We start from the raw sequence: 22,004 nt of genomic DNA, 5'->3' as shown, positions 1-22,004 counted from the left end.
CCGCTCAGCCGTGCTGCGTGCGCCGTTTAATGTTGGCAGAAAGATGGCGCACCGGCTGGCTTACCGTTTTGCCTTCAATTAAATCCCCGATAATTTCAAAGCAGTTCCACGCCAGCTGGCGATTATCCTGCACGATGGAGTCGATGCGCAGCGTCAGGGCATCATAAAGATAGTGATCGTCAAAACTGCTCAGACGAATTTCGGCACCGAGATGGCCGTGCTGCGTCAGGTAGCGCAGCACGCCTTCCTGTAAGCCACAGGCGGCGCAGAAGATCGCCTGCGGCAGGCGGCCAAGGCGCATTACCAGTTCTGCGAACATCTCATAGCCGGAGCTGGCAGTGTAATGGCCGTGAATAATCCATTCCGGTTTGGCACTGATGCCTGCCCTTTCCAGGCCAAGGTGAAAACCGGTGAGCCGATCACGCGTCGGCGAGATGCGCGGCTGACCACCAAGAAAGTAAATTTCCTCAAGACCGTCAGCGGCAATTTCCGCGATCAGCCGGGCGGTGGGCTCGATGGAATCGGTGATCACCAGCGGCAGTGACGAATCATTAAAATGACGGTCAAACAGCACCACCGGCACCTGTTTGCTGATGCGTTGATAATCGGCGTCGTTGAGCATGCTGGAGGCGACGATCAGGCCATCAACCTGACGCTGGATCAGGTTGTTGACCGCCAGCGTTTCCTGGCTGGTATTTTCATCGGTGCAGGCGATCAGCAGCTGAAGCCCGGCATCGCGGCACAGGGTTTCCAGCGCATGGGAGAAGGTGGCAAAGCCGTGGTTGGTCATTTCCGGCACCACTAAACCGATGGTATCGGTGCGGCTGGAACTCAGCGCGCGGGCGTGCACGCTGGGCTGGTAATTTGCCATGCGCGCCACCTTCATGACCCGCTCCTGCGTCGATTCAGACACACGAAGCTCTTTTCCTCGTCCACTCAGCACGATACTGGCGGTCGATTTAGAGACGCCCGCCATTTGGGCGACATCATTGATGGTGACGCGTTTTGGTTTATCCACGGGCAAGTAACCTGATAGCAGACAGGTACTTATACTAGCATGATCGACTGCAGTTGCCAGTGATCTACGCGCAGCTCGCCACTACCCTGCCAGCGTAATGTGTGCCCTTCAGCGGGAAAATAGCGGCTGGTCAGCGTTGCTTCGCCATCATTCACAAAAATCTCCAGGCTCGAACGGTCGCAAAGAATCTGCAACTGTCTGACCTGTCCGCTCCAGTAACGCGTTTCTGTCTCGCCGGTGCGACGGTTTTGTCGGCGCAGGCGCAGCCCGCTCTCGTCACAGATCAGCAGCATCGCGCCGCCAAAATCGGCCTGCCAGCTGCCCTCTGCGCTAATCACCAGTTCCGCCTGCGCAACGTCGGTGATTGCCAGGCTATCGGCACGCTCTTCTAACCGCTGATGCGCGCCACGTAGCGATTTCAGCTCGTCAACCGGCTGCTGATAAAGGCGGCCCTCAACCAGCCGCAGCTCACGCGGACAGCTCATGATATGCATCCAGCCCTGCTCGCGCGTGGGATCGTAAAACTCGTTTTCGTCGGGCATGCCCACCCAGCCGAACAGCAGACGGCGGCCGTCGTCGCCCAGCGTGGTCTGCGGCGCGTAAAATTCAAAGCCGAGATCCAGCTCGTGGAAATCGCCGTGTTGATAGGCAGCCTTGCTGTAGTTGAGCTGACCGGTGACATAACCACTTTGATGCGTATTCAGCCAGCGCTGCGCCTGAGCAGGCAGGCCCTGCGGGCAAAACATCAGCACATCCTGTTCGCCCAGCGCAAACAGATCCGGGCACTCCCACATATAGCCAAATTCACCGAGGCCGTTAAGATGGCTGCCGGCGATTTCTCCCAGCAGCGTCCACTGCTGCAAGGTGTCGCCGCGATAAAGCAGCACTTTGCCCTGCTGCTGCAGGTTTTGCGCGCCGAGCACCATGTACCAGTGCTCGCCGTGACGCCACACTTTCGGATCGCGTACGTGCCCGGTGTAGCCTTCGGGCAGGCCGATGACCGGGCCTGCTTTGGTCACTTCACCAGCGTCATCCACCGTTGCCAGGCACTGCCAGGCGGTGCGGCCCTGCGCAAACTTAACGTTGCCGGTGTAGAGCAGGCTAAGCGTGCCGTTGTCATCCACCGCCGAGCCGGAATAGCAGCCGTGACTGTCGTAAACGTCACCCGGCAGCAGCGCTACCGGCTCGTTTTGCCAGTTCACCAGATCGTCGGAACGCCAGTGGCCCCACCATTTTGCGCCGTGCGCGCAGGCTAATGGATTCCACTGATAGAACAAATGATATTGACCGGCGAACTGAATAAAACCGTTGGGATCGTTCAGCAGGCCAACCAGCGGCGACAGGTGCCAGCCTGGTCGATAACCATCGTTTTTAGCCTGGGTCATGCTGCGCGTGGCGTTAAGCAGCGCCTTTTTCAGCAGTGCGTGTTCACTCATGCTTTTTCCTCAACGCGGTATTTCAGCAGCAGCGACAGTGTAAAGCCCACACCGAAGGCGATCACCATGCCGGTGACGTAGTGCAGCAGCGATCCCGACTGCACAATTGCCATACCAGGCAGCGCCGTCAAGCCGACCGCGGTCATGTTAACGTGCATGATCACTACCCAGGCGCCCCCTGCTGCGCCGCCGATAATACCGGCAATAAATGGCTTCATGAAGCGCAGGTTCACGCCGAAAATCGCCGCTTCGGTGATGCCCAGCATGCCGGATAACGCCGACGGCAGCACCACGCTGCGAATTTTAACATCGCGCGTTTTAAACCATACCGCCAGACAGGCGCCCGCCTGCGCGGTATTGGCCATTGACCAGATCGGCAGCAGGAAGTTAACGCCAATTTTCGGATTGCCGAGCAGGCCCGCTTCAATGGCATGAAAGCTGTGGTGCACGCCGGAAATCACAATCACCGAATAGAGGCCGCCAAACAGCAGTCCCGCCAGCCAGCCCGCATGAACAATCAGCGTGCTCAGCACAAAGGAGATGCCGTCGCCCAGCGCGCGTCCGGCCGGACCGATCACCAGCATCGCCACAAACGCAGAGATGATCACGGTAAGGAACGGCGTCAGGATGATATCCAGCGCATCGGGAATAAAGGTGCGCAGCCGTTTTTCCAGCCAGCTCATAAACCAGACGGTCAGCAGCACCGGAAATACCGTGCCCTGATAGCCGATCATCGCGATATCCAGCCCAAACAGGTTCATGGTCTGATAGCCGCCCGCCACGCCCCAGGCGTTGGTTAACGCCGGATGGGTCAGGATGCCGCCCAGCGTCGCGCCCAGATAGGGGTTGCCGCCAAACTCTTTCGCCGCGGTAAAGCCGATTAAAATAGGCAGAATAATAAACGCCGCCGAGCTAAACATATCCAGCAGCACGAAAATTGCGCTTTTCGGATCGACCCAGCCGTAGGTTTTGAACATGCCCAGCAGGCCCATCAACACGCCGGAGGCGACAATGGCGGGAATGATCGGCACAAAAATGTTGGAGAGCAGCCGCGCCACGCGCTGCGCCGGATTCAGCTTTTGCGCCGCCGCGCTGGCCGCTTCACCTTTTGACGCTTCGCTGACGCCCGCCTGCTGAATAAATGCCGCATGCACTTTGTTCACCAGGCCGGTGCCGAAAATCACCTGCATCTGCCCGGCATTCTGGAAGCAGCCTTTAACGCCTTCCAGTTCGCCGATGGCTTTTTTGTCCGCCAGTGCATCATCATGCAGCACCAGACGCAGGCGCGTGGCGCAGTGTGCCGCCGAGGCGATGTTCTCTTTTCCCCCTAACAGCGGTAACAGCTGTCGGGCAATATTATTCACATCCATAGCTTTCCCTTAATCAATTTCTCAAACGTGACGTCAGAACCAGGTTTCCATCTGGACACCAAAGTTCCATTCCCCGCCGGCCACAAAGCCGCTTGAACCAAACGCATCATCGCTGGCATAGCGGTCAAGATCGTGATCCCAGTCCATCCAGCTGGCAAAAATGCGAATCTCTGGCCGACTGAGGAAATTCCCCATGTCCGCCACCTTAAACGTTGGCGCAAAGGTCAGCTTGTAGAAACCGCCGCTGACATCCTGCCGATCCTTGAAGCCCATCGGCTTCAGGTTCATGTACTGATAGCTGCCCTCGTAGGCGAGCATGAAGTTTTCGTTGATCTCCTGCAGGACGCGCGCGTTCACCGTGACCCAGCGATAGTCGTCACCTTTGATGTAGCGATCTTTGCTCTGCTGCGCCAGCACCGCCGGTGCCAGATGCCAGTTGTTGCCTAATGCGGTGATGCCGTAGGTCGCCAGACGCCAGGTGTCCGCCTGATCGGTGAGGTTGCCATCGGAGCCGACGCCCTTCACTTCCGCGCCCAGACCATGCCCGTACAACAACGCCGTTTTCGCGCTGCCTTCAGCCAGGCCATAGAAACTGTCGCCGTGCCAGGCGACCATGGTATGCACGCCCTTGTCACCGGCATTGTCGCTGCGCACGCTGCTGTTGATACGCTCGTCGTTATCTTTGGCGCGCAGGCCGCTCAGCATGAACTGGAACGGACCGCTAAAGGTGTTAGCCGTGACGATGTAGTTCTGAACATTGTTATCGATGGTCTCGATATCACCAAAATTACGGCCATAGAGCGAGAAGTTACTTTTGACATTGTCTGCCCACTTCACGTCATAAATGCCGCCGCCGGTACCGGCCAGAAACACCACGTCAGAATCGAGCCAGTGAATATCAAAGTTGTCGCGATCAAAACGTTTACCGGCCCACAGCGTGGTGTCTTTAAACGCGCCGCTGAAGGTTGGCAGGCTGCCGAGTTCCACAAACGCCTGACGGATATTCAGATCGCTGGTATCGGCTGTCCAGTCGTTGTAGCTCTGCTGTCCGTCAGCCAGCATCACCTTGAAGCGCGTGGTGGCGCCGTTACCCAGCCGCGTTTTCTGCTCGAGGTTTAACTCAACGTAGGTGTTGTTTTCGTTGCCCAAACGGCCAATGGCGCCGCCGGTCTCGCCCGCTGGCGTCAGGTACGGACCGCTTTTAGTACCGGCTGCCGAATCATTCATGATCACGCCGGAACGCGCATAACCATGAAATTCAAAACCATCACTGATTTTCTTCTCGTCGCCGAGTTTGGCGGTCTGGGCGGCAGGTGCCGCCTCGATGCTGGCTGGCCGTGCGGCAGGGGCAGATGCGGGTGCGCCGGATGTCGAAGCGGCAGGCGCAGCGGCAGCAGACGCGGTTGTTTGTGCTGAAGCGGCCAGCGCAGCAACGCGCTGTTCCGCAAGGTCGGCACGATGTTCTGCATTGCTGGCGCGGTTCTCCGCCTTTTGCAGGCGTGATTCGAGCTGAGCAAGACGTTTTTCAATTTCCGAGAGGTTGGCATCCGCTAAAACGGTTTGCGGTAACACAGAGGCGGTAATCGCCAGAGCAAGCAGGGTTTTTCTTATCACTATCATCATTCTCCACAGGGGTTTCCGTTTTGCTAAACCGGTTTTGCAAAGAGAATATGGAAACCCACTGTGAATGAGCAATCAGATTTACCAGGATGACGTCGTATTTGTGAGCGGCATAACAATTTTGTGCTCAAGCGCCTCGCGTTTCGGCAGTGCGGTCATTGCTCCCTTGGCGGTGGTGGCTAATGCACCGCAGTGCTGCGCCAGCGCGATCACCGCGTCTGGCAGGCGCTGGTCAAGATTGTGCTCACTAAGAGTGATGCCCGCCAGTAAGCCGGCAACAAAGGCGTCGCCCGCGCCGGTGGTATCCACCGGTTGCACTTCCGGCGCCTGAAAATCACGACGCTCGCCCTGCTGCCATAGCGTAACGCCCGCTTTGCCCTGCGTAATCAGCAGCAGCCTGGGTTGAAAACGTTCGGTAAACCGACCCAGCGCGGTGTCGGTATCCTCATGATCGCTAAGCAACCACAGCTCTTCCAGCGACAGCTTGATCACGTCGGCACTGGCCAGCGCGTCTGCAATGGTCGCCAACATTTCCGCCCGGTCGTGCCACATATCTTCACGAATATTGGGGTCGAAGCTGACCCAGCCGCCCGCGGCGTGTATCTGCTCCACGGCGTTGAGCACCGTGCTGCGCGACGGCTCCGCCGACAGCGCTATCGAGCAGTAATGCAGGATTTCACCGCTGGCAAAGTGCGGCAAATGTTCAGCAGTGACAAACAGGTCGGCGCTGGGACGCACCATAAAAGTAAAGCTGCGTTCGCCCTGCTGATCGAGGCCCACCAGAACGGTGGAGGTGCGCTGATCCGGCAGCAAAAAGAGCTGACGGGTATCCACCCCTTCGTGGTTCAGCACGTCGCGCAGGCTGACGCCAAAAGGATCGCTGCCCACGCAGCCGATAAAGCCGCTGTTGCCGCCCAGGCGCGCCACGCCGACCGCCACGTTGGCAGGCGCACCGCCAGGACACTGCCGCAGGGTCATTTCGCCTTCCGGCAGCAGATCGATTACGGCATCACCCAACACCCATATTTTTTTCATGATTGATTATCCAATAACAAGTTATAACCATAAGCTAAACCGTTTTAGCTACCATTCACAAGTGGGATGTTGCGTAACGTGATGCCAACGGCACTTCAGACGTTACCGAAAGGGAAAATTTTGTCTGGCAGCGCGCGCAGAGGAAGGCACGCGAGGAGGCCGCAACGCGCGGTGCAGCGTGAAAAGCAGTGAGCCTGCAGCATAAAAAAAGCGGGCACGCTCCCTTTCAGGCGCGGCCCGCTGCAGGTTGTCAGTATCAGAATACGACGGAGTAGTTCATGCCAAAGGTGCGTCCGCGGCCTTTATAGGTGTACAGGCCGGCGTCGCCGTAGGTTGGGCTGTAAAGGCCCGGCGCGCGCTGTCCCCACACCGTGGTGTAATCCTTATCCAGCAGATTTTCCACGCTGAAGCTAACCTTACCGACCGGCAAGGCGTAGCTGCCGAGGAAATCGACGGTGTTGTAGCCGTTGATTTTTTTGCCGTCGGCATCGGACACGTCAAAGGTTTGTGTGCTCTGCAGACGCAGCGCCCAGTCACCCGGTGCCCAGTTAACCCATGCGCTGACTTTTGACGGGCTGGCGCTGTCGACGGTGAGTTTTTCCCATTTGCCATCCAGCTGCGTCTCCGACTTGATCACGTTGAAGTTGCTGCCGGTGCTCCATTCGCTGTCGTTAAAGAAGTAATCGACCTGGCCTTCAATCCCGTAAATGCGGCGTTTGTCATCGTCAAGATTGATGGTCATGTCGCTTTTATTAATATTGATGGTTTTGTCAGACAGCGAGTAATAAGCCGCCAGCTGGGTGTGCAGATTATCACCGAGGTAGCGCCAGCCCAGCTCATAGGCATCAACTTTGATGCCGTCGAGCTTTGAGTCGTTCACGTTAACGCTGTTCAGCAGGCGATAGTTGCCGTTGCTGAGCTGGTAGTTACCCGAGCCGTAATACTTCGCCAGGTCCGGGATTTCAAAGCCCTGCGAGAAGTTAAACCACAGTTGCTGGCGCTCGGTCAGACGGCCCAGAATACCGGCGTTAAACAGCAGGTTTTTGTAGTCGGTGCTGCCGCCCGGTACGGCGTCGGCGGAGGTTGCGCGGCCATTGGCGATCGCCTGCTGCTGCGTATAACCCACAAAGTCATCGACCTTGTTTTCCGTGTACTGATAGCGCACGCCACCGCTCAGCGTAATGGCATCGATGTCATAGCTGCTCTGCAGGAACGGCGCCAGGTTGGTGATGCTGTAGCCCGGATAGCGGCCAACGTTATAGGCGTTATCCAGCTCCATGCCGCCGCTCTGCGACGCTTTACGCAGATCGAAAAACTGCTGATTAGCGTCAAAGCTCTCATGATCGGCATCGACACCGTAGGTCAGCGTCAGATCGTCCACCGGCTTGCTGTTTAAGGTCAGCTTGCCGCCGTAAAAATCGGTTTTCTGCTGCGATGCGCCGATGCTGCTAACGCGCCCGGCGCTAAGAGTCGGGAACGGATAAAAGGTCAGGCTTTCATCGCGATAGTAAACCTGTGCCACCAGATCCTGACCGAGAAAATCGGTGTTGGAATATTGCAGGTTAATCAGATGACGTTCGGTACCCGGCAGACGATCGGAGTTCAGATTGGCCGAGTTGTAGGCATCGCCCGAGCCGGTCACGGCAGAAAAGTTCTCGCCGAGATAAAGCCCGTGTTTGCCGTCTGATTCGCTTTTGTAATACTGGGTAGTCAGCTGAAGCTGCTGATTATCATCGATATTCAGCGTGCCGGTGCCCATCAGATCAATACGATCGGAATATTGCAGGCCGGTTTGCGTGTTATCAATGATCGACTCGTTGCCTTTGCCGTCATACCAGCCGCCGTAGCGCTGGTATGAGGCCGACACGCGACCAGAGGCTTTATCGGTGCCGCCGCTGACCGCGGCTGCCACGCTCTCATCGTGATCGTTATGGCTGTTGAAGCCACTTTTGGCGCCGGTCTGAAACTCAACCTGCTTCTCTGACTGGCCTTTTTTGGTGACGATATTGATCAGGCCACCGGTGCTGCCACCGCCGTACAGCGAGGTGGCGCCGGAAATTACTTCGATGCGTTCAATATTAAAGGGATCGATGGCGTCCAGCTGACGGCTGTCGCTGCGCGAGGAGTTCAGCCGTACGCCGTCCACCATCACCATCATTGAGCGTCCACGCATGTTCATGCCGTAGTTGGTACGGCCCTGGCTGCTGACGTCCATGCCCGGAATCAGCTGAGCCAGCACTTCTTTCAGCTCTTTGCCACCCTGCACCTGCTGCTCAATATCTGCCTGCTCAAGCACCCAGGTGGTTTGCGCCATATCGGCCACGCTGCGGTGCGAGCGGCTGGCCGAGACCACCAGCTCATCGCTCTGCGCGGCGGCGGCACTCCAGCCGCTCCCCGCCAGAATGGCCAGTAAACAAGGATTTAAAACCCAAAGATGTGGACGCTTCATTATGATTATTTTCCCAGTATGGTTCTTAAAACTGCATCGTTTGTGTTAAAGCGGAACGTTCATGACTGGCGGCATCGGGCTGGCTGCGCCACTGGATCACGCCTGGCGTGGTGGCTAACTCAAAAGGCTCGCTGCTGTGCGCGCGATTGAGGATGCGCGCTGCGCGCCACGCCATCAGGCTCAGCTGCGGTTCAGCGATGCCCAGGCTGTGCATACCGGCGTTAACGGCAAACAGGCTGTTCTGCTGCGGGCCGTCCCAGTTCAGCGTGAAGTCAGTGTTCACCTGGAAACCTTCATCGTCATCAACATGCAGACGGTGCGCCACCGGCGCCAAAAACGCCGGGCGTGCCGCCTGATAACCAGTGGCAAAAATCACCACGTCGGCATCGAGTTGCTCTTCGCCATCATCCAGACAGTGTTGCAGCGTCAACCGTTGCGCATCGCCCACCGGCGTCACTGCCGTAACGGAGCGGGAGGGTAACAAATGCGCCCAGGGTTTTTCGCGCAACACTTCAAATTTGTGATACATCGCACGGTAAATTGCCAGAAGCGATTCCTGCGTGATGCCGTCAGAGGTCATGCGCTGCTCATTCAGCAGGCGATGACGCACTTTCTCATCCAGCGAGGAGAAGCTTTCGAGGTATTCCGGCGTGAAATATTCGTTAGCGAACGCCGCTTCATCCAGCGCGTTGTAGTTATTGCGACGCGACACCCAGTTCAATGAGGTTGGCTGGCCCCATTCACCGCGAAAAATATTCAGGAACAGGTCTGCGCCGCTCTGGCCGCCGCCCACGATAGTGACGCGCTTGCCGCCCAGCGCTGGCGTACGCAGCATCATTTCGCTGGCGTGGAAGCAACGGTCGCTGCGTTCGGTAACGCAGGGCGGAAGATTGATTTGCTTGCCAATGCCGAGACAAACGTGGCGCGCGCGGTAATGGCCCTGCGAGGTTTTCACATCAAACAGTTTGGCGTCGTCATCAAAGGTCACCTGCTCCACCGCCTGACCAAAGGCGAGGTTGCTCAGGCCGTCGGCGGCCCAGCACAGATAGTCAGCGAACTCCTCGCGTGACACGGTACGCTGCTCGGTGGTCAAAAAGCGGTAAAACTTTTTCCGCTTGACCAGATAGTTAACGAAGCTGTAGCGGTTAGTGGGATCAACCGCGCTGACCAGATCCTTCAGGAAGCTGGTTTGCATATAGCAATCGGGCACCATCATGCCCGGATGCCAGGCGAAATGCGGCTTGCGTTCGAGGAACAGCGAGCTGAAGCCTTCGATGTTTTCAGCCAGCGCGGCAACGCTGAGGTTGAAAGGACCAATGCCAATGCCGATAAAATCGTAAGTCTTCATGCTACTGACTCCCGGGTAACGAGATAGAGGGGATTATCCAGATCGGTTAAGTAGTTCGGCAACATACGGCTGCCGCCATCCTGCTCAGAAAAGGTGAGTTTGACCGGATTAAGCACCACGCGAATGATTTGCGGTTTAAACAGATCGAACAGCGCAAAGCGCGCGGCCAGCTCAGGATGCTGTGCCATGTAATCGTCAATGACGCTGGCCAGCAGCTGATAAAAGCGCGTTTCACTGACGCCGCAGCGCTGGGTCAGCCGCGAGATAAAGCGCAGCACGGTAACAAAATGGCCGGTTTGCAGATCGTGAATCAGGTAATCCGCGCTCAGGCGCGCGGTAACGGCTTTCACCTCAGGCGGCAGCGACGCGGCCTGCGGGAAATCCTGATCGACCAGGCGCATATCGCCCTGAAAATCCTTGAGTAAAATGCGCTGCGGAATGTGATCTTTCATGATCAGAGTGACGTTTTGGCCGTGGGCGATCAGCGCCACGCCGTAGCGGCACATCAGGTGGTAAAACGGAATCACTACTGCGCTAAACAGCTGGCTGAGCCACGCCTCGGCGGACAAACCGGACTCAGCGATCCAGGCGTCAATCAGCGGCCATCCGGCATTATCGGTTTCCATCAGCGCAGCCATTAACACCGCCTGCTCGCCCGCTTGCAGATAGCAGGAGGGATTTTCGCGCCAGATCACACCCAGCATCTCCTGATAGCGATACGGCGCGCCGGGCAGCGCGGCGTAACCGTCGTGGGAAAGATAACCGGCAGCGGGCTCACCAAGAATATGCGCGCCGGTGGCACGCAGCGTGGCGTCAGCGGCAAACTGCTGCTGCAGCCAGCGCGAGGCCAGCGGACCGGCGGCGATATATCTGCCCGGAATGCCGCGATAGCAGGAGGTGTTGTAGATGGTCAGCGGCAGCTTGATGTCATACGGCACCACGCGACTGACGTTGGTCAGCGTACGTAACGACTGCTGTGCGAGATAGTCATCGCCAAATTCGCCCAACTCAACCATTTCGCCACGCGCCAGCTGCGGCAGGAAATGCAGCGCGATTTTTTGCTGCCACTGCCACGGATGCAGCGGCACCGGCAGCCAGTTATCGTTCAGCTGGCACGCCGTCCAGTGCTGCTGAAAACGCTGGCGTTCGTTGTGATTCATGGCGCTGCTCAGCAGCTCATCGAGATCGCAGGCATCATCGCTGCTCCAGACCAGCAGATCGCGGCGCACCGCAATCCAGTGCAGGCGAAAACGGCCGCGATATTCCGGCGCATACGCGCGCAGTGCATCCACGCCCCAGCCGCGACGGCCTTTATTAAAGATGAATTTCGGATGGCCGCTGAGCAAACACTGCAACTCATCCGGGTCCAGCGCAATCAGCGCACGGGCATCCAGCTGTTCGCGCGCTTCCAGCAACTGCATATCGCCGCGCAGCGTGGCGTAGAGATCTTCCAGATGTTCAGCCGTTTGCGCATCGCTCATCTTCAGCAGTTCCGCCAGCTGGCGCAGGGTGCGCTCCGCCTCTACTTCCGCGCCGCTGCGGGTGGAAAGCGTGGTGGGATCGATATGCAACCAGCCCCAGATGCCGCGCGTGGCGGCAAAGTGCCAGGTCTCATCCTGCACGGCGATCGCCCATTCGCCCGCTGCCGTTTCGCTTGCCGTTAATGCCCGCTCATATTCCAGCTCGGCGAGGATTTTAGCGACCATTTCGCGGTTAACCCGCTGCCACAGCGCCAGCTTCATAGTCCCACCTCGCTGAAAAAACGTTGGCGGGTACTCATCACCAACCGGGAACGTTTGTGCGGGAAATCGAACTCTTTCAGCGTCTGGTAACCGGCCAGCGGCAGATGACGGAACAGGCGCTGATTGTCATAGCGCGGCTCAGCCACCACGCGTTCGGTGCGCGGTTCATTGAGGAAAAGATAGTGGGTTAAGCCACGCAGCCAGCTTCGTATGAAGTGCGCACCGCGCCATTTCTCCTCGCCAACCAGCATATGCAGGCCGCGATCGAACGGCTGCCAGCGATAGTGACGACCAATGCGATCTTCCGCCGCCCAGTAAACTTCAAAATAGCCAAACGGCTCATCGTCAAAGCAGCCAATCAGCGGATAGCAGTAGGCGGAATCGAGCTGCGCGCGCAGATGTTTTTCCTGCTCTTCCTGCGGCCCGGCCATCTCCCAAAATGCATTCACGCGGGGTGAGTTCATCCAGCGGGTGAAGCGTTCGGCGTCTTCAGCGATATCCGCCACGCGGAAGCTCAACGTGCGCCGACACTGCGCATCGTAGCGGCGATAGACTTCGCCCTCTGGCCGCCGTGGACGCTGCGGATAAAACAGCTGGCGCGCATCGTCATATTGCATCGCGCCGCTTGCCACCGACTGCTCGCCTTGCAACCACAGCGGCAGCTGCCAGAAACGCTCACGCGCCAGATAATCGCCCTGCGCCAGCGCAAACAGCTGCTGCGCGTCGGCATCCTGCTGCCAGCTCGCCCACGGCAGCTGCACGCCGCTGAGCTGCGGTGCGGCCACCAACAGCTGGTCGATGGCATCCACCAGCCAGCCGTTCGGCACCTGCGCCGGGCGTGACAGTGTTGCGCTGCCATCAAGGCCAAAACCACAGGTCAATGGCTGCCCGATTTTCTCGCAGTAAAAGCCGCCGTCGCGATGAACAATATGAGCCGCTGACATCATTTCACTCCTGAATAAAGGGGATTAGCAAAATCGAAATAGATCACCGCCGGATCGACAATGGTGTTCTCGTTGTGATCGTGCAGATAGCAGAAGAAGTTGCCTTTGCACTGCCAGTAGCGGCTGTCCAATACGAAGTCGAGGCAGGTGCGATCGTTCACCTGCTGACGCAGCGCGGCCAGCGCGTCGCGCACCCGTTGATTGCAGGCGGCTTCGCTGTCGAATCCAGCGGCGGCCAGTGCGGCGGTGACCGCGAGGGTTGAATTCATCAGCAGGTAATAGGGGAAGTAGCGCAGCAGCTGCTGCTCACTGAAGCGATTTTCCGCGTCAGCCTGGTGGTATTTCTCCAGCCAGGCCTGTGCGCTGGCGGTGAACGCACTGCCCTGGCAATCGCGGTAGATCATGCCCACCGGCAGATCCTGCTGCATCTCGACCAGAATATTTTGCTGATGCGCGAGCAGCGCCACGCCGTAATCCGCTTCGATGCGGAACAGCGGCACCAGAACCTGTTCGCAATAGGCCTGCAACCAGCAATGCGCCGCCTGTTGTGGCGTCAGGCTCAATCGTTTGGCCAGTCGCCGCACGGCTGCGGTCAGCAGACTATCGCCACCGTCCGGTGCGGCCTGCGTCAGCGACACCAGCACGTTGGTTTGCGCCTCAGGCTGCGCTTTCAGCAGGTTGACGCGGAAGGCGAGCAGGCTCTCTTCCTGCACCACGCCGTGCTCATCTTTGATGCCCGCCCAGCCATCTTCCTGCATCACGCGCAGGGTGGGATGGCGCAGTTGCAGGCCCTGCCATTCACGGGTGGTCGCCAGCCGCGCCAGCCGCATGCCGCGTTTAACCTCTTTCACCGACAGCGTGCGCAGCGAATTGGTCAGGCGAACGCTCAGCGAAAACTTCAGCATGTCGCTGCCGTGGGCAAAATAGATGGCGCGCGATGAACTGGTCGGCAACCAGCTTTCTCCCGCCTCGCCCAGATCGCGCAGCTTGCCGCTGGCCATCAGCCGTTGACACCACGGCTGTTTGAGCAGATGGCTTGCCTGCCACGGATGCATCGGCAGCAATGCGGTATCGTCATCAAGGTGTGTCAGCAGTGCGGGCGCGCTTTCGCTCACCAGCCGAATCAGGCGCTGCGGCAGCGTCAGGTTAAGGCTCTCGCCCGCCAGCTGCTCGCGGGCAATGGCAAACCAGCGCAACGGGAAAGCAGAAGCAAACTCGGGCAGATAACGGCGCGCTTCGGCATCGCTGAACGGTTCATGGGATTTAGGTGCCGGATGAAATGCGTGTCCCGCCAACAGCGCCTGCTCCGCCTCGCCAAAATTGAGTGGACGATCGCGCAGGCGTGTCCAGTCAGGGCGGGCCGCAATCGCCTGCCAGGTGTTGCGATGGCTCTCCTGCACGCGCTGGTTAAAACGTGTTATCACCGATGAATCTAACTCGCCAGAAACGCCAGGCTTATCCAGCAGCAGCGTGGTCAGCGCAGCGAAGTCCAGCGGCTGGCCGGTGCTGTCGTCATCGCGGCACAGCCGCGCGGGAAAATGATAGTGGTGATGTTGCGTCGGTGAGACGTAGCGCAGCGCGATTTCAATGCGGCGGCGCTCGTCGAGCGGGATCACCAACTGTGAGCCTGCGCTGCCGTCGGCTGCGTGGCGTAACTGCCAGTCGTTGGTTTCGCGCATCAGCGCGTTAAGGAAGCATTGTGCGGCGATATCAACGGACATCTGCTCGGATGGAGAACTCATAAGCATACCCAGGACCAATGATGATAATGATTCTCGTTATGATAAGCATTTGTTTTACATTGGCAACAATATTTGCAATATTCTGTTGCACCAGGCTTACCAAACGCTGAAATAACTTAACAGAATCCTTACAAATCATGTTGACTCTCCTTTCTCGACTTAAAACAGAGCAGCCAGCGCGTTCGAACTGGTCGCTGGCATTTTGCGCCGGGCTTTTGGGCATTGGTCAAAACGGTTTGCTGGTCTCACTGCCGGTGCTGGTCACCGTGACGCATCTCTCGCTGGCCAGTTGGGCTGCCTTGCTGACGCTGGGTTCCATGCTGTTTCTGCCCTCTTCCCCGTGGTGGGGCAAGCAGATTGAAAAACGCGGCGCCAAGCCGGTCGTGATGGCCGCGCTGCTCGGCTATATCCTCAGTTTTGTGGTGTTAGGCGCAGGCATTGCCCTGCTGGCGGCGTTGCCGCATGCCAGAGCCAGCGGCCTCGCATTGCTGATCGTGGCGCGTATTATTTACGGCGTGACGGTGTCGGGCATGGTGCCCGCCTGTCAGGTCTGGTCGTTGCAACGGGCCGGGCTGGAAGGTCGCATGGCGGCGCTGGCGACCATCAGCACCGGCCTGAGCCTGGGGCGATTACTTGGCCCACTGGCCGCCGCTGGGCTGCTGGCACTGAACCCGTTCGCCCCGATCTGGCTGATGGCGCTGGCACCGCTCGGCGCGCTGCTGGTGATTCTGCCGCAGCACGCCGCTCCCGCCAGCGCAGAACAGAGCACAGTGACGGCGCGCTTCAGCCTGCGACTACTGCCTTTTCTGGGCTGCGCGCTGTTGCTGGCGGCGTCCGTCAGCCTGATGCAACTCGGCCTGGCGCCGCGCCTGCACGCGATCTCTCAGCTCAGCACCACCGCCATCAGTCATCACGTGGCGCTGCTGCTGTCGGTGGCGGCGGCCAGCACGCTGTTAGCACAGCTGCTGGTGGTGCGCCCGCAAAAGCTGTCGCCGCTCCGGCTGCTGCTGGTAGCAGCGCTGGTGATGTCAGGCGGAATGATCGTGATGTGCCAGCCTTCGCTGCTGCTGTTTTACGCCGGTTGTGCCATCGCCTCGTTTGGCACTGCCATGGCGACGCCCGCCTATCAACTGCTGTTAACCGATCGGCTCTCTTCCGGCAAAGGCGCCGGGCTGATTGCGGCGGGCCATACGCTGGGCTATGGCATCAGCGCCCTGCTGGTGCCGCTGGTGGCACGCTATGCGGGCGAAGATAGCTTGATTGCCAGCGCGCTGATGTTATCTCTGGGTTTTCTGCTGACCACGCTGTTTATTCAGCTGCGCGGGCCAGCCACGTCCTAATTACCGCCTGATTGCCCCCCTTCAGCCGCCTGCCTGGCGGCTGCGCTTTTCTGCCCTGCGCCGCTGTAGTTTCAATTCGTTACTTTAACGCCATTCAACATGTTGGTTTTTCTGCAATGATTGAAACAAACCAGACGGCAGCGCATCCGCGCTGTTGCAGACATTCACCTCACCGGGGAGCCGATTATGCCGTTACGCTCACTACAGGCTATTTGCCTGATGAGTTTCTTTTTAGCCGACGTTCGCGACGGATTAGGCCCTTTTCTTGGGATTTTTCTTACCCAGCACCAGTGGCAAGCGGATGATATCGGTTTAGTGATGAGCGCGGGCGGCATCGCCGGGCTGCTGGTGACCATTCCGGCGGGCATCGTGGTGGACGCCACGCTGCGTAAGCGGCTGCTGATTATCGCTGGCTGCGTGCTCATCACCGCCGCCACGCTGCTGCTATGGTTTAACCATCAGGCGTGGGCAGCAGGCCTGTCGCAGGTGGTTACCGGCATCTCCGCCGCCTTTATTGGGCCGGCAGTGGCGGGCATCACGCTGGGGGTTGCCGGTCAGTCCGGTTTCAATCGGCAGATGGGGCGAAACGAAGCCTTTAACCACGGCGGCAACATGACCGCCGCGCTGCTGGCGGGTGCGGCAAGCTGGTACTGGGGAACCGGTTCAATCTTTATTTTAATGACCGGCATGGCGGTGCTGGCCGCACTGGCAGTCTCGGCGATTCGTGAGCAGGATATCGATCACCACGCGGCTCGCGGGCTGGAAAGTGGTGCAAAAGAGCAGGCGGTGCCGCGCCTGTCGATTCTGGCGAAAAACCCGGTGCTGGCCGTCACCGGCCTGACGCTGCTGCTGTTTCATCTGGCGAATGCCGCGCTGCTGCCAATGCTGAGCATGCGCGTCACCGCTTCCGGTTCTGACGCCATTAACCCTGGTTTGTACGCCGCCGCGACGGTAGTGATTTCGCAATGCGTGATGATCCCGGTGGCGCTGTTTACCTCGGCACGCGCCGAAAAGGTCGGCTATCGCGGATTGATTATGATCGCGCTGTTGGTCCTGCCGGTGCGAGCGGCACTGGCCGCGTGGTTTTCTGAACCGATATCGGTGATTCCAGTGCAGGTGCTCGACGGCGTTGCCGCCGGAATTTTAGGCGTGGCGGTGCCTGGCTACGTGGTGAAACTGCTGCGCGGCACCGGGCACGTTAATGCCGGGCAGAGCGTGGTGATGTTTATGATGGGCGCGGGTGCTGCCTTTAGTCCGGCATTAACCGGCGCTATTGCCACTCGCTATTCTTACAGCGTGGCGTTCGCCGTGCTGGGGGTGATTGCCCTGGCGGCGCTACTGCTCTGGTCGCTGGCGGGACGCGGCCATCAGGAAGCGATCCACCAGCCAGAATAAGGCCGCGGCGTGACGACGCCGCGGCCGTTTCGTGGCTTACGGCTGTGCCAGCGCCGGGTTGAGTTTAAATACACTGACGCTGGCCAGCAGCGTTTCAGCCTGTGCCTGCAACGCCTGTGCCGCCGCGGTGGATTGCTGAGACAGCGCGGCGTTTTGCTGCGTGGCGGCATCCATGTGCGTCACCGCCAGATTAACCTGATCGATGCCAACGCTCTGCTCGTTGCTCGCCGCCGAGACGTTTTCAATGAGCTCGCTCACCTGGCGAATACGCAGAATGATCTCCTCCATGGTGGTGCCCGCACCCTGTACCAGTTCGTTGCCCTGGCCAATGGAATTGACGGAGCGGTCGATCAGAATACGCACATCCTGCGCGGCTTTAGCCGATCGCTGCGCCAGCGCCCGTACTTCCGCTGCCACCACGGCAAATCCGCGTCCTTCGCTACCGGCCCGTGCGGCTTCAACCGCGGCATTCAGCGCCAGAATATTGGTCTGGAAGGCGATGCCGTCGATGACGGTGATGATCTGATTAATCTCGTTGGAGAACTGGTGGATTTCGCTCATGGTATGCACCACTTTTTCCACCACATTACCGCCTTTACCGGCAATAGAACGGGCATCCTGCGCGATATCGCTGGCGTGACGCGCGTTCTGCGCATTGTTTTTCACCACCGACGTCAGCTCTTCCATTGACGCGGCGGTCTCTTCCAGCGCGCCCGCCTGCGCTTCATTACGCGATGAGAGTTCCTGACTGCCCTGCGCGATCTGAATCGATGCCGAGGCGATGGTTTCCGTGCCGCTGCGCACGCCAGAGACAATTGAAGTCAGGCTGCTGTTCATTTCACGCAGCGCGGTCATCAACTCGGCGGTTTCGTCACGTCCGCTTGGGCGGATCACGGTTTGCAGATCGCCCGATGCCACGGTGCGTGCAATGTTGACCGCTTCGCGCAGGGGATGGGTAATGCTGCGGATCAGCCAAACGGTGATCAGCACACCGGAAAGTAAAATAGCCGCCATGGCGATCCATAACGTCATGCGCGTGGATGCAAACTGCGCGAGATTTTGCGCCGCCAGCTGCTGGTTGAGCTTCTCAGCGTGCGCCAGCGTATGATGAACCACGTCATCGATCATTTTGGTGGGTTCGCGATCGATGCCGCTGACCTGACGATCGACCAGCTGAGCGCTGGCAAGGTTATGAATGTCGTAGCTTTGCAGCGCGGCGAGGTATTTTTGTTGCAGCTCAGCATGCAGCTTCAGCGTCTGCTTAACCTGTGCGGTATCCATGCCCAGCGCCGGTTGCAGCAGCAGCAGTTGATTCAACAACGCGGCGGTTTTATCGCTCTGCGTCAGAAAAGCCGCTTTGTATTTCTCGAAGGTCTCGGCACCCTGCGTGCCACGCAGCAAGGTATTTTTCCACTCCTGCACCTGAATTTTAAACTGCACCTGCGCATTACGCGCGGTATCGATACTCTGCGCGACGCGCGTTTCGCTGGCCATGATGTCATTATTTTTTTGTAGTGCTTCAGCATTGAGCGTAATGCCGCGCAAACCGACAAACATTGTTGCCAGCAGCAGGATCGCGGCCATAACACTCAGTCTTTGCCCTATCGTAAAATGATTAAGCTTCATATTTTTTCCGTGGTGATAACAACAATGCACCGGAAAAGCCCGGTACGATCGTTATCGACATGATGAAGCCGGGACTTTATGACCGATGGCGACATAATTGCCGATTATCCCGCGATAAAGTATCCCTGTTGCAGCCTACAGCCAAGGTTGCTGGCATCAACGGCCAGACACAGCGCCACGTCATCGGCAAAACCCCGTGCGCTGAGCTCACGCGCTGAGGCGCACTCGTACAGCGTGGCGATCTCACACTGTTGCCATGCCGCCGCAGCCGCTGCGGCCTCTGGCGACATATTGCCTCCCAACGCGGCAATGATACTGCCTGCGGCAAGGTAATCTTCTGCCGCCGGACGCAATGAGCCATCCGGCCATTTTTCACCGCAGGGGATCACCAGAATGCGCGAAGCGTCGGCACAGGCACGCGCGGTGGCCGTGCGGTTACGAAAGCAACCGCTCCATGTGGTGACGCCCAGCTCAGCGGCGCGAAAGGCGATGGCCGATCCATTCGGCGAAGGCAGTACAAGCCGACTGCCCGTAGGGAGATCCGCAAGGGAACAGGGCGACAGCGATCGACCCTGACCGCTAAAGCGCCGCTCTAAGCTGGCAGCCTCGGCCCCCAGCGACGCAGCATAGTGTTGCGCAGATTCATCTTTCCACGGCCACGGATAGATCATCGCGCCTCTCTCTACCGCCAGACTGACGCAGGTGGAAAAGGAGATCGCATCCACCACAATCGCGCAGTCGATGGTTTCATGAAGCGCCTCCAGCGCATGTATTCCCCATTCGAGCCGTACCTTAAAACCGTCTTGCGTGTACCAGGTCATTTTTTCTCCTTCAGAAAAGCGAATTGCGATTCCTCCGCGCAAGCGGCGCAGTCTGTTCTACGATCAAAGGCTGAAAAATCATGATAACGAGGTTTATATGGCTACGCGCCCCGTTCTGGTGTTTGACGTCAATGAAACGCTGCTGGATTTGGAACACCTGAGCCCTTTTTTCCGCAGCACCTTTGGTCGGGATGCCGCCATGCGCGAGTGGTTTGCGCAGACCATCCTCTATTCACAGTCGCTCGCGCTGACCGGGCAATTTACGCCGTTCGGCGAGTTGGGCGTAGCGGTGCTGGATATGCAGGCAACGCTGGCAAACCTGACGCTGAATGATGAGCAACGTCAGCAGTTTACGACGCTGATGCGCACGCTGCCGCCGCATGCCGATGCGCTGGCGGCTTTACAACGCCTGCAACAGCACGGTTTTCGGCTGTTTACGCTGACCAATAACAGCACCGACGCGCAGACCGCCCAGCTGGAAAAAACGGGCCTACGCGCCTGTTTTGAACGCCTGTTCAGCATTGAAGATGCCGTGCCGCCCGCCTGCAAGCCCGCGGAGCAAACCTATCGGCAGGTGGAACAGGCGCTCACTCTTCAGGGCGCGGAACTTTGCCTGGTGGCGTGCCATACCTGGGATATCATCGGCGCCCGCGCGGCGGGCTGGCATGCAGCGATGATTTTGCGTCAGGGTAACGCCACGCTGGCAGCCGGACCGCAGCCCCATTATGTCTGTGAGGATCTGCATGCGCTCAGCGATAAACTCATCGCCGCGTATCCGCTGAATGATTTTTCTGGCCGTCTGTGAGGGATGGCCACGACTGACGCTGAATAACCGTCCGGTAGCCATCATGATCGCAGAAGGTCTGCCCGTTACGGTCCCAGTACGGATTAACGGCGGGCAGACGGCAAAATCCGGCGGCAAGCATATTTTCGCAGGTGGTGAGCCAGGCTTCTTCGTCAGGCAGATACAGCACCAGCATATCTTCCTGCGTGGGTGTTGGCCGCAATGGATGCGCATCGCACTGGGTAAATTCGAGATGCCAGGGCAGATCACGCTGGCCCAGCATGATACCGCTGAAGCCATCATGATCGGTAAAGGCGCCCAGCTGTTCAAGCCCCAACCCACGGCAATAGAGCGTGCTGCTCTGCACCAGAGAAGTGACCGGACGCGCAACGCGCAGGGTTAAAAAAAGCATGGTGTTGTCGCCGTGTTGAAAACCCAAAGCTATCACGACGACGGTGCAGTAAATTGTTGCCCGGTGCTACGTTACAGCCCACCGGCAAGATCGATAAAGCTGCCGCTGCAGTAGGAGGCGTTGTCGCTGATAAGCCAGGCGATGGCGGCCGCCACTTCTTCCGGTTGACCGCCACGCTGCAGCGGCAGCGCATGCTGCACGCGAGCAATGCGATTGGGTTCGCCGCCCTGGGCGTGAATGTCGGTATGAATCAATCCGGGACGCACCGCATTCACGCGAATGCCCTGCGAGGCCACCTCTTTTGACAGGCCAATGGTCAGCGAATCCAGCGCACCTTTTGAGGCGGCATAATCGACATATTCGCCCGGCGCGCCAAGACGCGAGGCCGCCGAAGAGACATTCACAATCGCCCCGCCTTCGCCGCCATATTTCTTCGCCATGCGCTTTACCGCTTCGCGACAGATGACAAAAGGCGCGGTCACGTTGAGGGCAAAAACCTGGTTGATACGTTCTACGGTAAGATGCTCAACCGTGGTCTGCTGATACAGCGTGCCCGCGTTGTTCACCACCGCGCCTAACCGCAGCGGCAACGCATCAATCACGGCGAACAGCGCCATGATTTGATGCTCATCGCTGAGATCGGCCTGCACCACCTGCCCGCTGCCGCCCGCGCACTGCAACTCAGCCAGCACCGCTTCCGCCTTTGCCGCGTTCACGTGATAATGCACCAGCACAAACCAGCCTTCACGCGCGAGTTGCAGCGCGGTGGCTCTGCCGATTCCTCTTGATGCACCGGTAACTAACGCTGTCTGCATAGATTGATCCTGTTGATAACGGAAAGGAATAAGTGTAATCCGGCGTGGGAAAAAAGCGCGAGGGCAATGCGTGGTGAAAACGTAACGTTCAGGGATCGACGTTTTAC

17 protein-coding genes are annotated in these 22,004 nt (G+C 58.6%); 3 read left to right on the top strand and 14 right to left on the bottom strand.

All coding sequences use genetic code 11. The features are described from left to right. Positions 1–4: 4 nt before the first annotated feature. From EM595_RS19695 to EM595_RS19650, 10 genes are all read right to left on the bottom strand, one after another. Positions 5–1,018: a LacI family DNA-binding transcriptional regulator gene (locus EM595_RS19695; protein WP_067436915.1), complete on the bottom strand. Its 1,014-nt coding sequence runs from the start codon at positions 1,016–1,018 to the stop codon at positions 5–7. Positions 1,019–1,047: 29 nt separating this feature from the next. After that, positions 1,048–2,454 carry a sucrose-6-phosphate hydrolase gene (locus EM595_RS19690; RefSeq protein WP_067436912.1) on the bottom strand — a complete coding sequence of 469 codons (1,407 nt, stop codon included), beginning with the start codon at positions 2,452–2,454 and terminating at the stop codon, positions 1,048–1,050. Next, positions 2,451–3,824 carry a sucrose-specific PTS transporter subunit IIBC gene (locus tag EM595_RS19685; RefSeq protein WP_067436909.1) on the bottom strand — a complete coding sequence of 458 codons (1,374 nt, stop codon included), beginning with the start codon at positions 3,822–3,824 and terminating at the stop codon, positions 2,451–2,453. The genes EM595_RS19690 and EM595_RS19685 overlap by 4 nt, the downstream gene beginning before the upstream one ends. Positions 3,825–3,857: 33 nt before the next feature. After that, the gene (locus tag EM595_RS19680; protein WP_067437056.1) at positions 3,858–5,438 is read right to left on the bottom strand and encodes a carbohydrate porin; all 1,581 of its coding nucleotides are present in this window, start codon (positions 5,436–5,438) and stop codon (positions 3,858–3,860) included. A gap of 87 nt (positions 5,439–5,525) precedes the next feature. Further along, the gene (locus EM595_RS19675) at positions 5,526–6,479 is read right to left on the bottom strand and encodes a PfkB family carbohydrate kinase (protein ID WP_067436906.1); all 954 of its coding nucleotides are present in this window, start codon (positions 6,477–6,479) and stop codon (positions 5,526–5,528) included. A 256-nt stretch (positions 6,480–6,735) separates the two neighbouring features. Continuing rightward, on the bottom strand, positions 6,736–8,928 hold the full coding sequence (locus tag EM595_RS19670) for a TonB-dependent siderophore receptor (RefSeq protein ID WP_067436903.1): 2,193 nt from the start codon (positions 8,926–8,928) through the stop codon (positions 6,736–6,738). Positions 8,929–8,953: 25 nt separating this feature from the next. Continuing rightward, positions 8,954–10,276: a lysine N(6)-hydroxylase/L-ornithine N(5)-oxygenase family protein gene (locus tag EM595_RS19665; RefSeq protein ID WP_067436900.1), complete on the bottom strand. Its 1,323-nt coding sequence runs from the start codon at positions 10,274–10,276 to the stop codon at positions 8,954–8,956. Further along, on the bottom strand, positions 10,273–12,018 hold the full coding sequence (gene iucC, locus EM595_RS19660) for an IucA/IucC family protein (RefSeq protein ID WP_067436898.1): 1,746 nt from the start codon (positions 12,016–12,018) through the stop codon (positions 10,273–10,275). Before iucC ends, EM595_RS19665 begins: the two co-directional genes overlap by 4 nt. Continuing rightward, the gene (locus EM595_RS19655) at positions 12,015–12,962 is read right to left on the bottom strand and encodes a GNAT family N-acetyltransferase (protein WP_067436895.1); all 948 of its coding nucleotides are present in this window, start codon (positions 12,960–12,962) and stop codon (positions 12,015–12,017) included. Before EM595_RS19655 ends, iucC begins: the two co-directional genes overlap by 4 nt. Beyond that, the gene (locus EM595_RS19650; protein WP_067436892.1) at positions 12,962–14,704 is read right to left on the bottom strand and encodes an IucA/IucC family protein; all 1,743 of its coding nucleotides are present in this window, start codon (positions 14,702–14,704) and stop codon (positions 12,962–12,964) included. The genes EM595_RS19655 and EM595_RS19650 overlap by 1 nt, the downstream gene beginning before the upstream one ends. A gap of 137 nt (positions 14,705–14,841) precedes the next feature. Here EM595_RS19650 and EM595_RS19645 point away from each other — a divergent pair, with 137 nt between their 5' ends. Together EM595_RS19645 and EM595_RS19640 are read left to right on the top strand one after the other, a co-directional pair. After that, positions 14,842–16,044, top strand: a complete 1,203-nt coding sequence (locus tag EM595_RS19645; protein WP_067436888.1) for an MFS transporter — start codon at positions 14,842–14,844, stop codon at positions 16,042–16,044. Between the two features lie 186 nt (positions 16,045–16,230). Further along, positions 16,231–17,439 carry an MFS transporter gene (locus EM595_RS19640; protein ID WP_067436885.1) on the top strand — a complete coding sequence of 403 codons (1,209 nt, stop codon included), beginning with the start codon at positions 16,231–16,233 and terminating at the stop codon, positions 17,437–17,439. Positions 17,440–17,475: 36 nt separating this feature from the next. Here EM595_RS19640 and EM595_RS19635 read toward each other — a convergent pair whose 3' ends face one another. Together EM595_RS19635 and EM595_RS19630 are read right to left on the bottom strand one after the other, a co-directional pair. After that, complete coding sequence (locus EM595_RS19635; RefSeq protein ID WP_067436883.1) at positions 17,476–19,065, bottom strand: methyl-accepting chemotaxis protein; 1,590 nt, start codon at positions 19,063–19,065, stop codon at positions 17,476–17,478. Positions 19,066–19,169: 104 nt separating this feature from the next. Beyond that, positions 19,170–19,886, bottom strand: a complete 717-nt coding sequence (locus EM595_RS19630; RefSeq protein WP_067436880.1) for a 2-phosphosulfolactate phosphatase — start codon at positions 19,884–19,886, stop codon at positions 19,170–19,172. Between the two features lie 97 nt (positions 19,887–19,983). On the opposite strand from EM595_RS19630, the gene EM595_RS19625 reads away from it, so the two are divergent. Next, on the top strand, positions 19,984–20,691 hold the full coding sequence (locus EM595_RS19625) for a haloacid dehalogenase type II (protein ID WP_067437053.1): 708 nt from the start codon (positions 19,984–19,986) through the stop codon (positions 20,689–20,691). Here EM595_RS19625 and EM595_RS19620 read toward each other — a convergent pair. Both EM595_RS19620 and EM595_RS19615 read right to left on the bottom strand, forming a co-directional pair. Beyond that, positions 20,648–21,082: a prolyl endopeptidase gene (locus EM595_RS19620; RefSeq protein WP_067436877.1), complete on the bottom strand. Its 435-nt coding sequence runs from the start codon at positions 21,080–21,082 to the stop codon at positions 20,648–20,650. The genes EM595_RS19625 and EM595_RS19620 overlap by 44 nt on opposite strands. Before the next feature lie 71 nt (positions 21,083–21,153). After that, a complete protein-coding gene (locus EM595_RS19615; protein ID WP_067436874.1) occupies positions 21,154–21,897 on the bottom strand; it encodes an SDR family oxidoreductase in 744 nt (247 codons plus the stop codon). Positions 21,898–22,004: the final 107 nt, after the last annotated feature.

This window comes from Duffyella gerundensis (assembly GCF_001517405.1).
Lineage (GTDB): Bacteria > Pseudomonadota > Gammaproteobacteria > Enterobacterales > Enterobacteriaceae > Duffyella > Duffyella gerundensis.
Note: the sequence above shows the minus strand (reverse complement) of the source record. Positions and strands in the feature narration are given on the sequence as shown.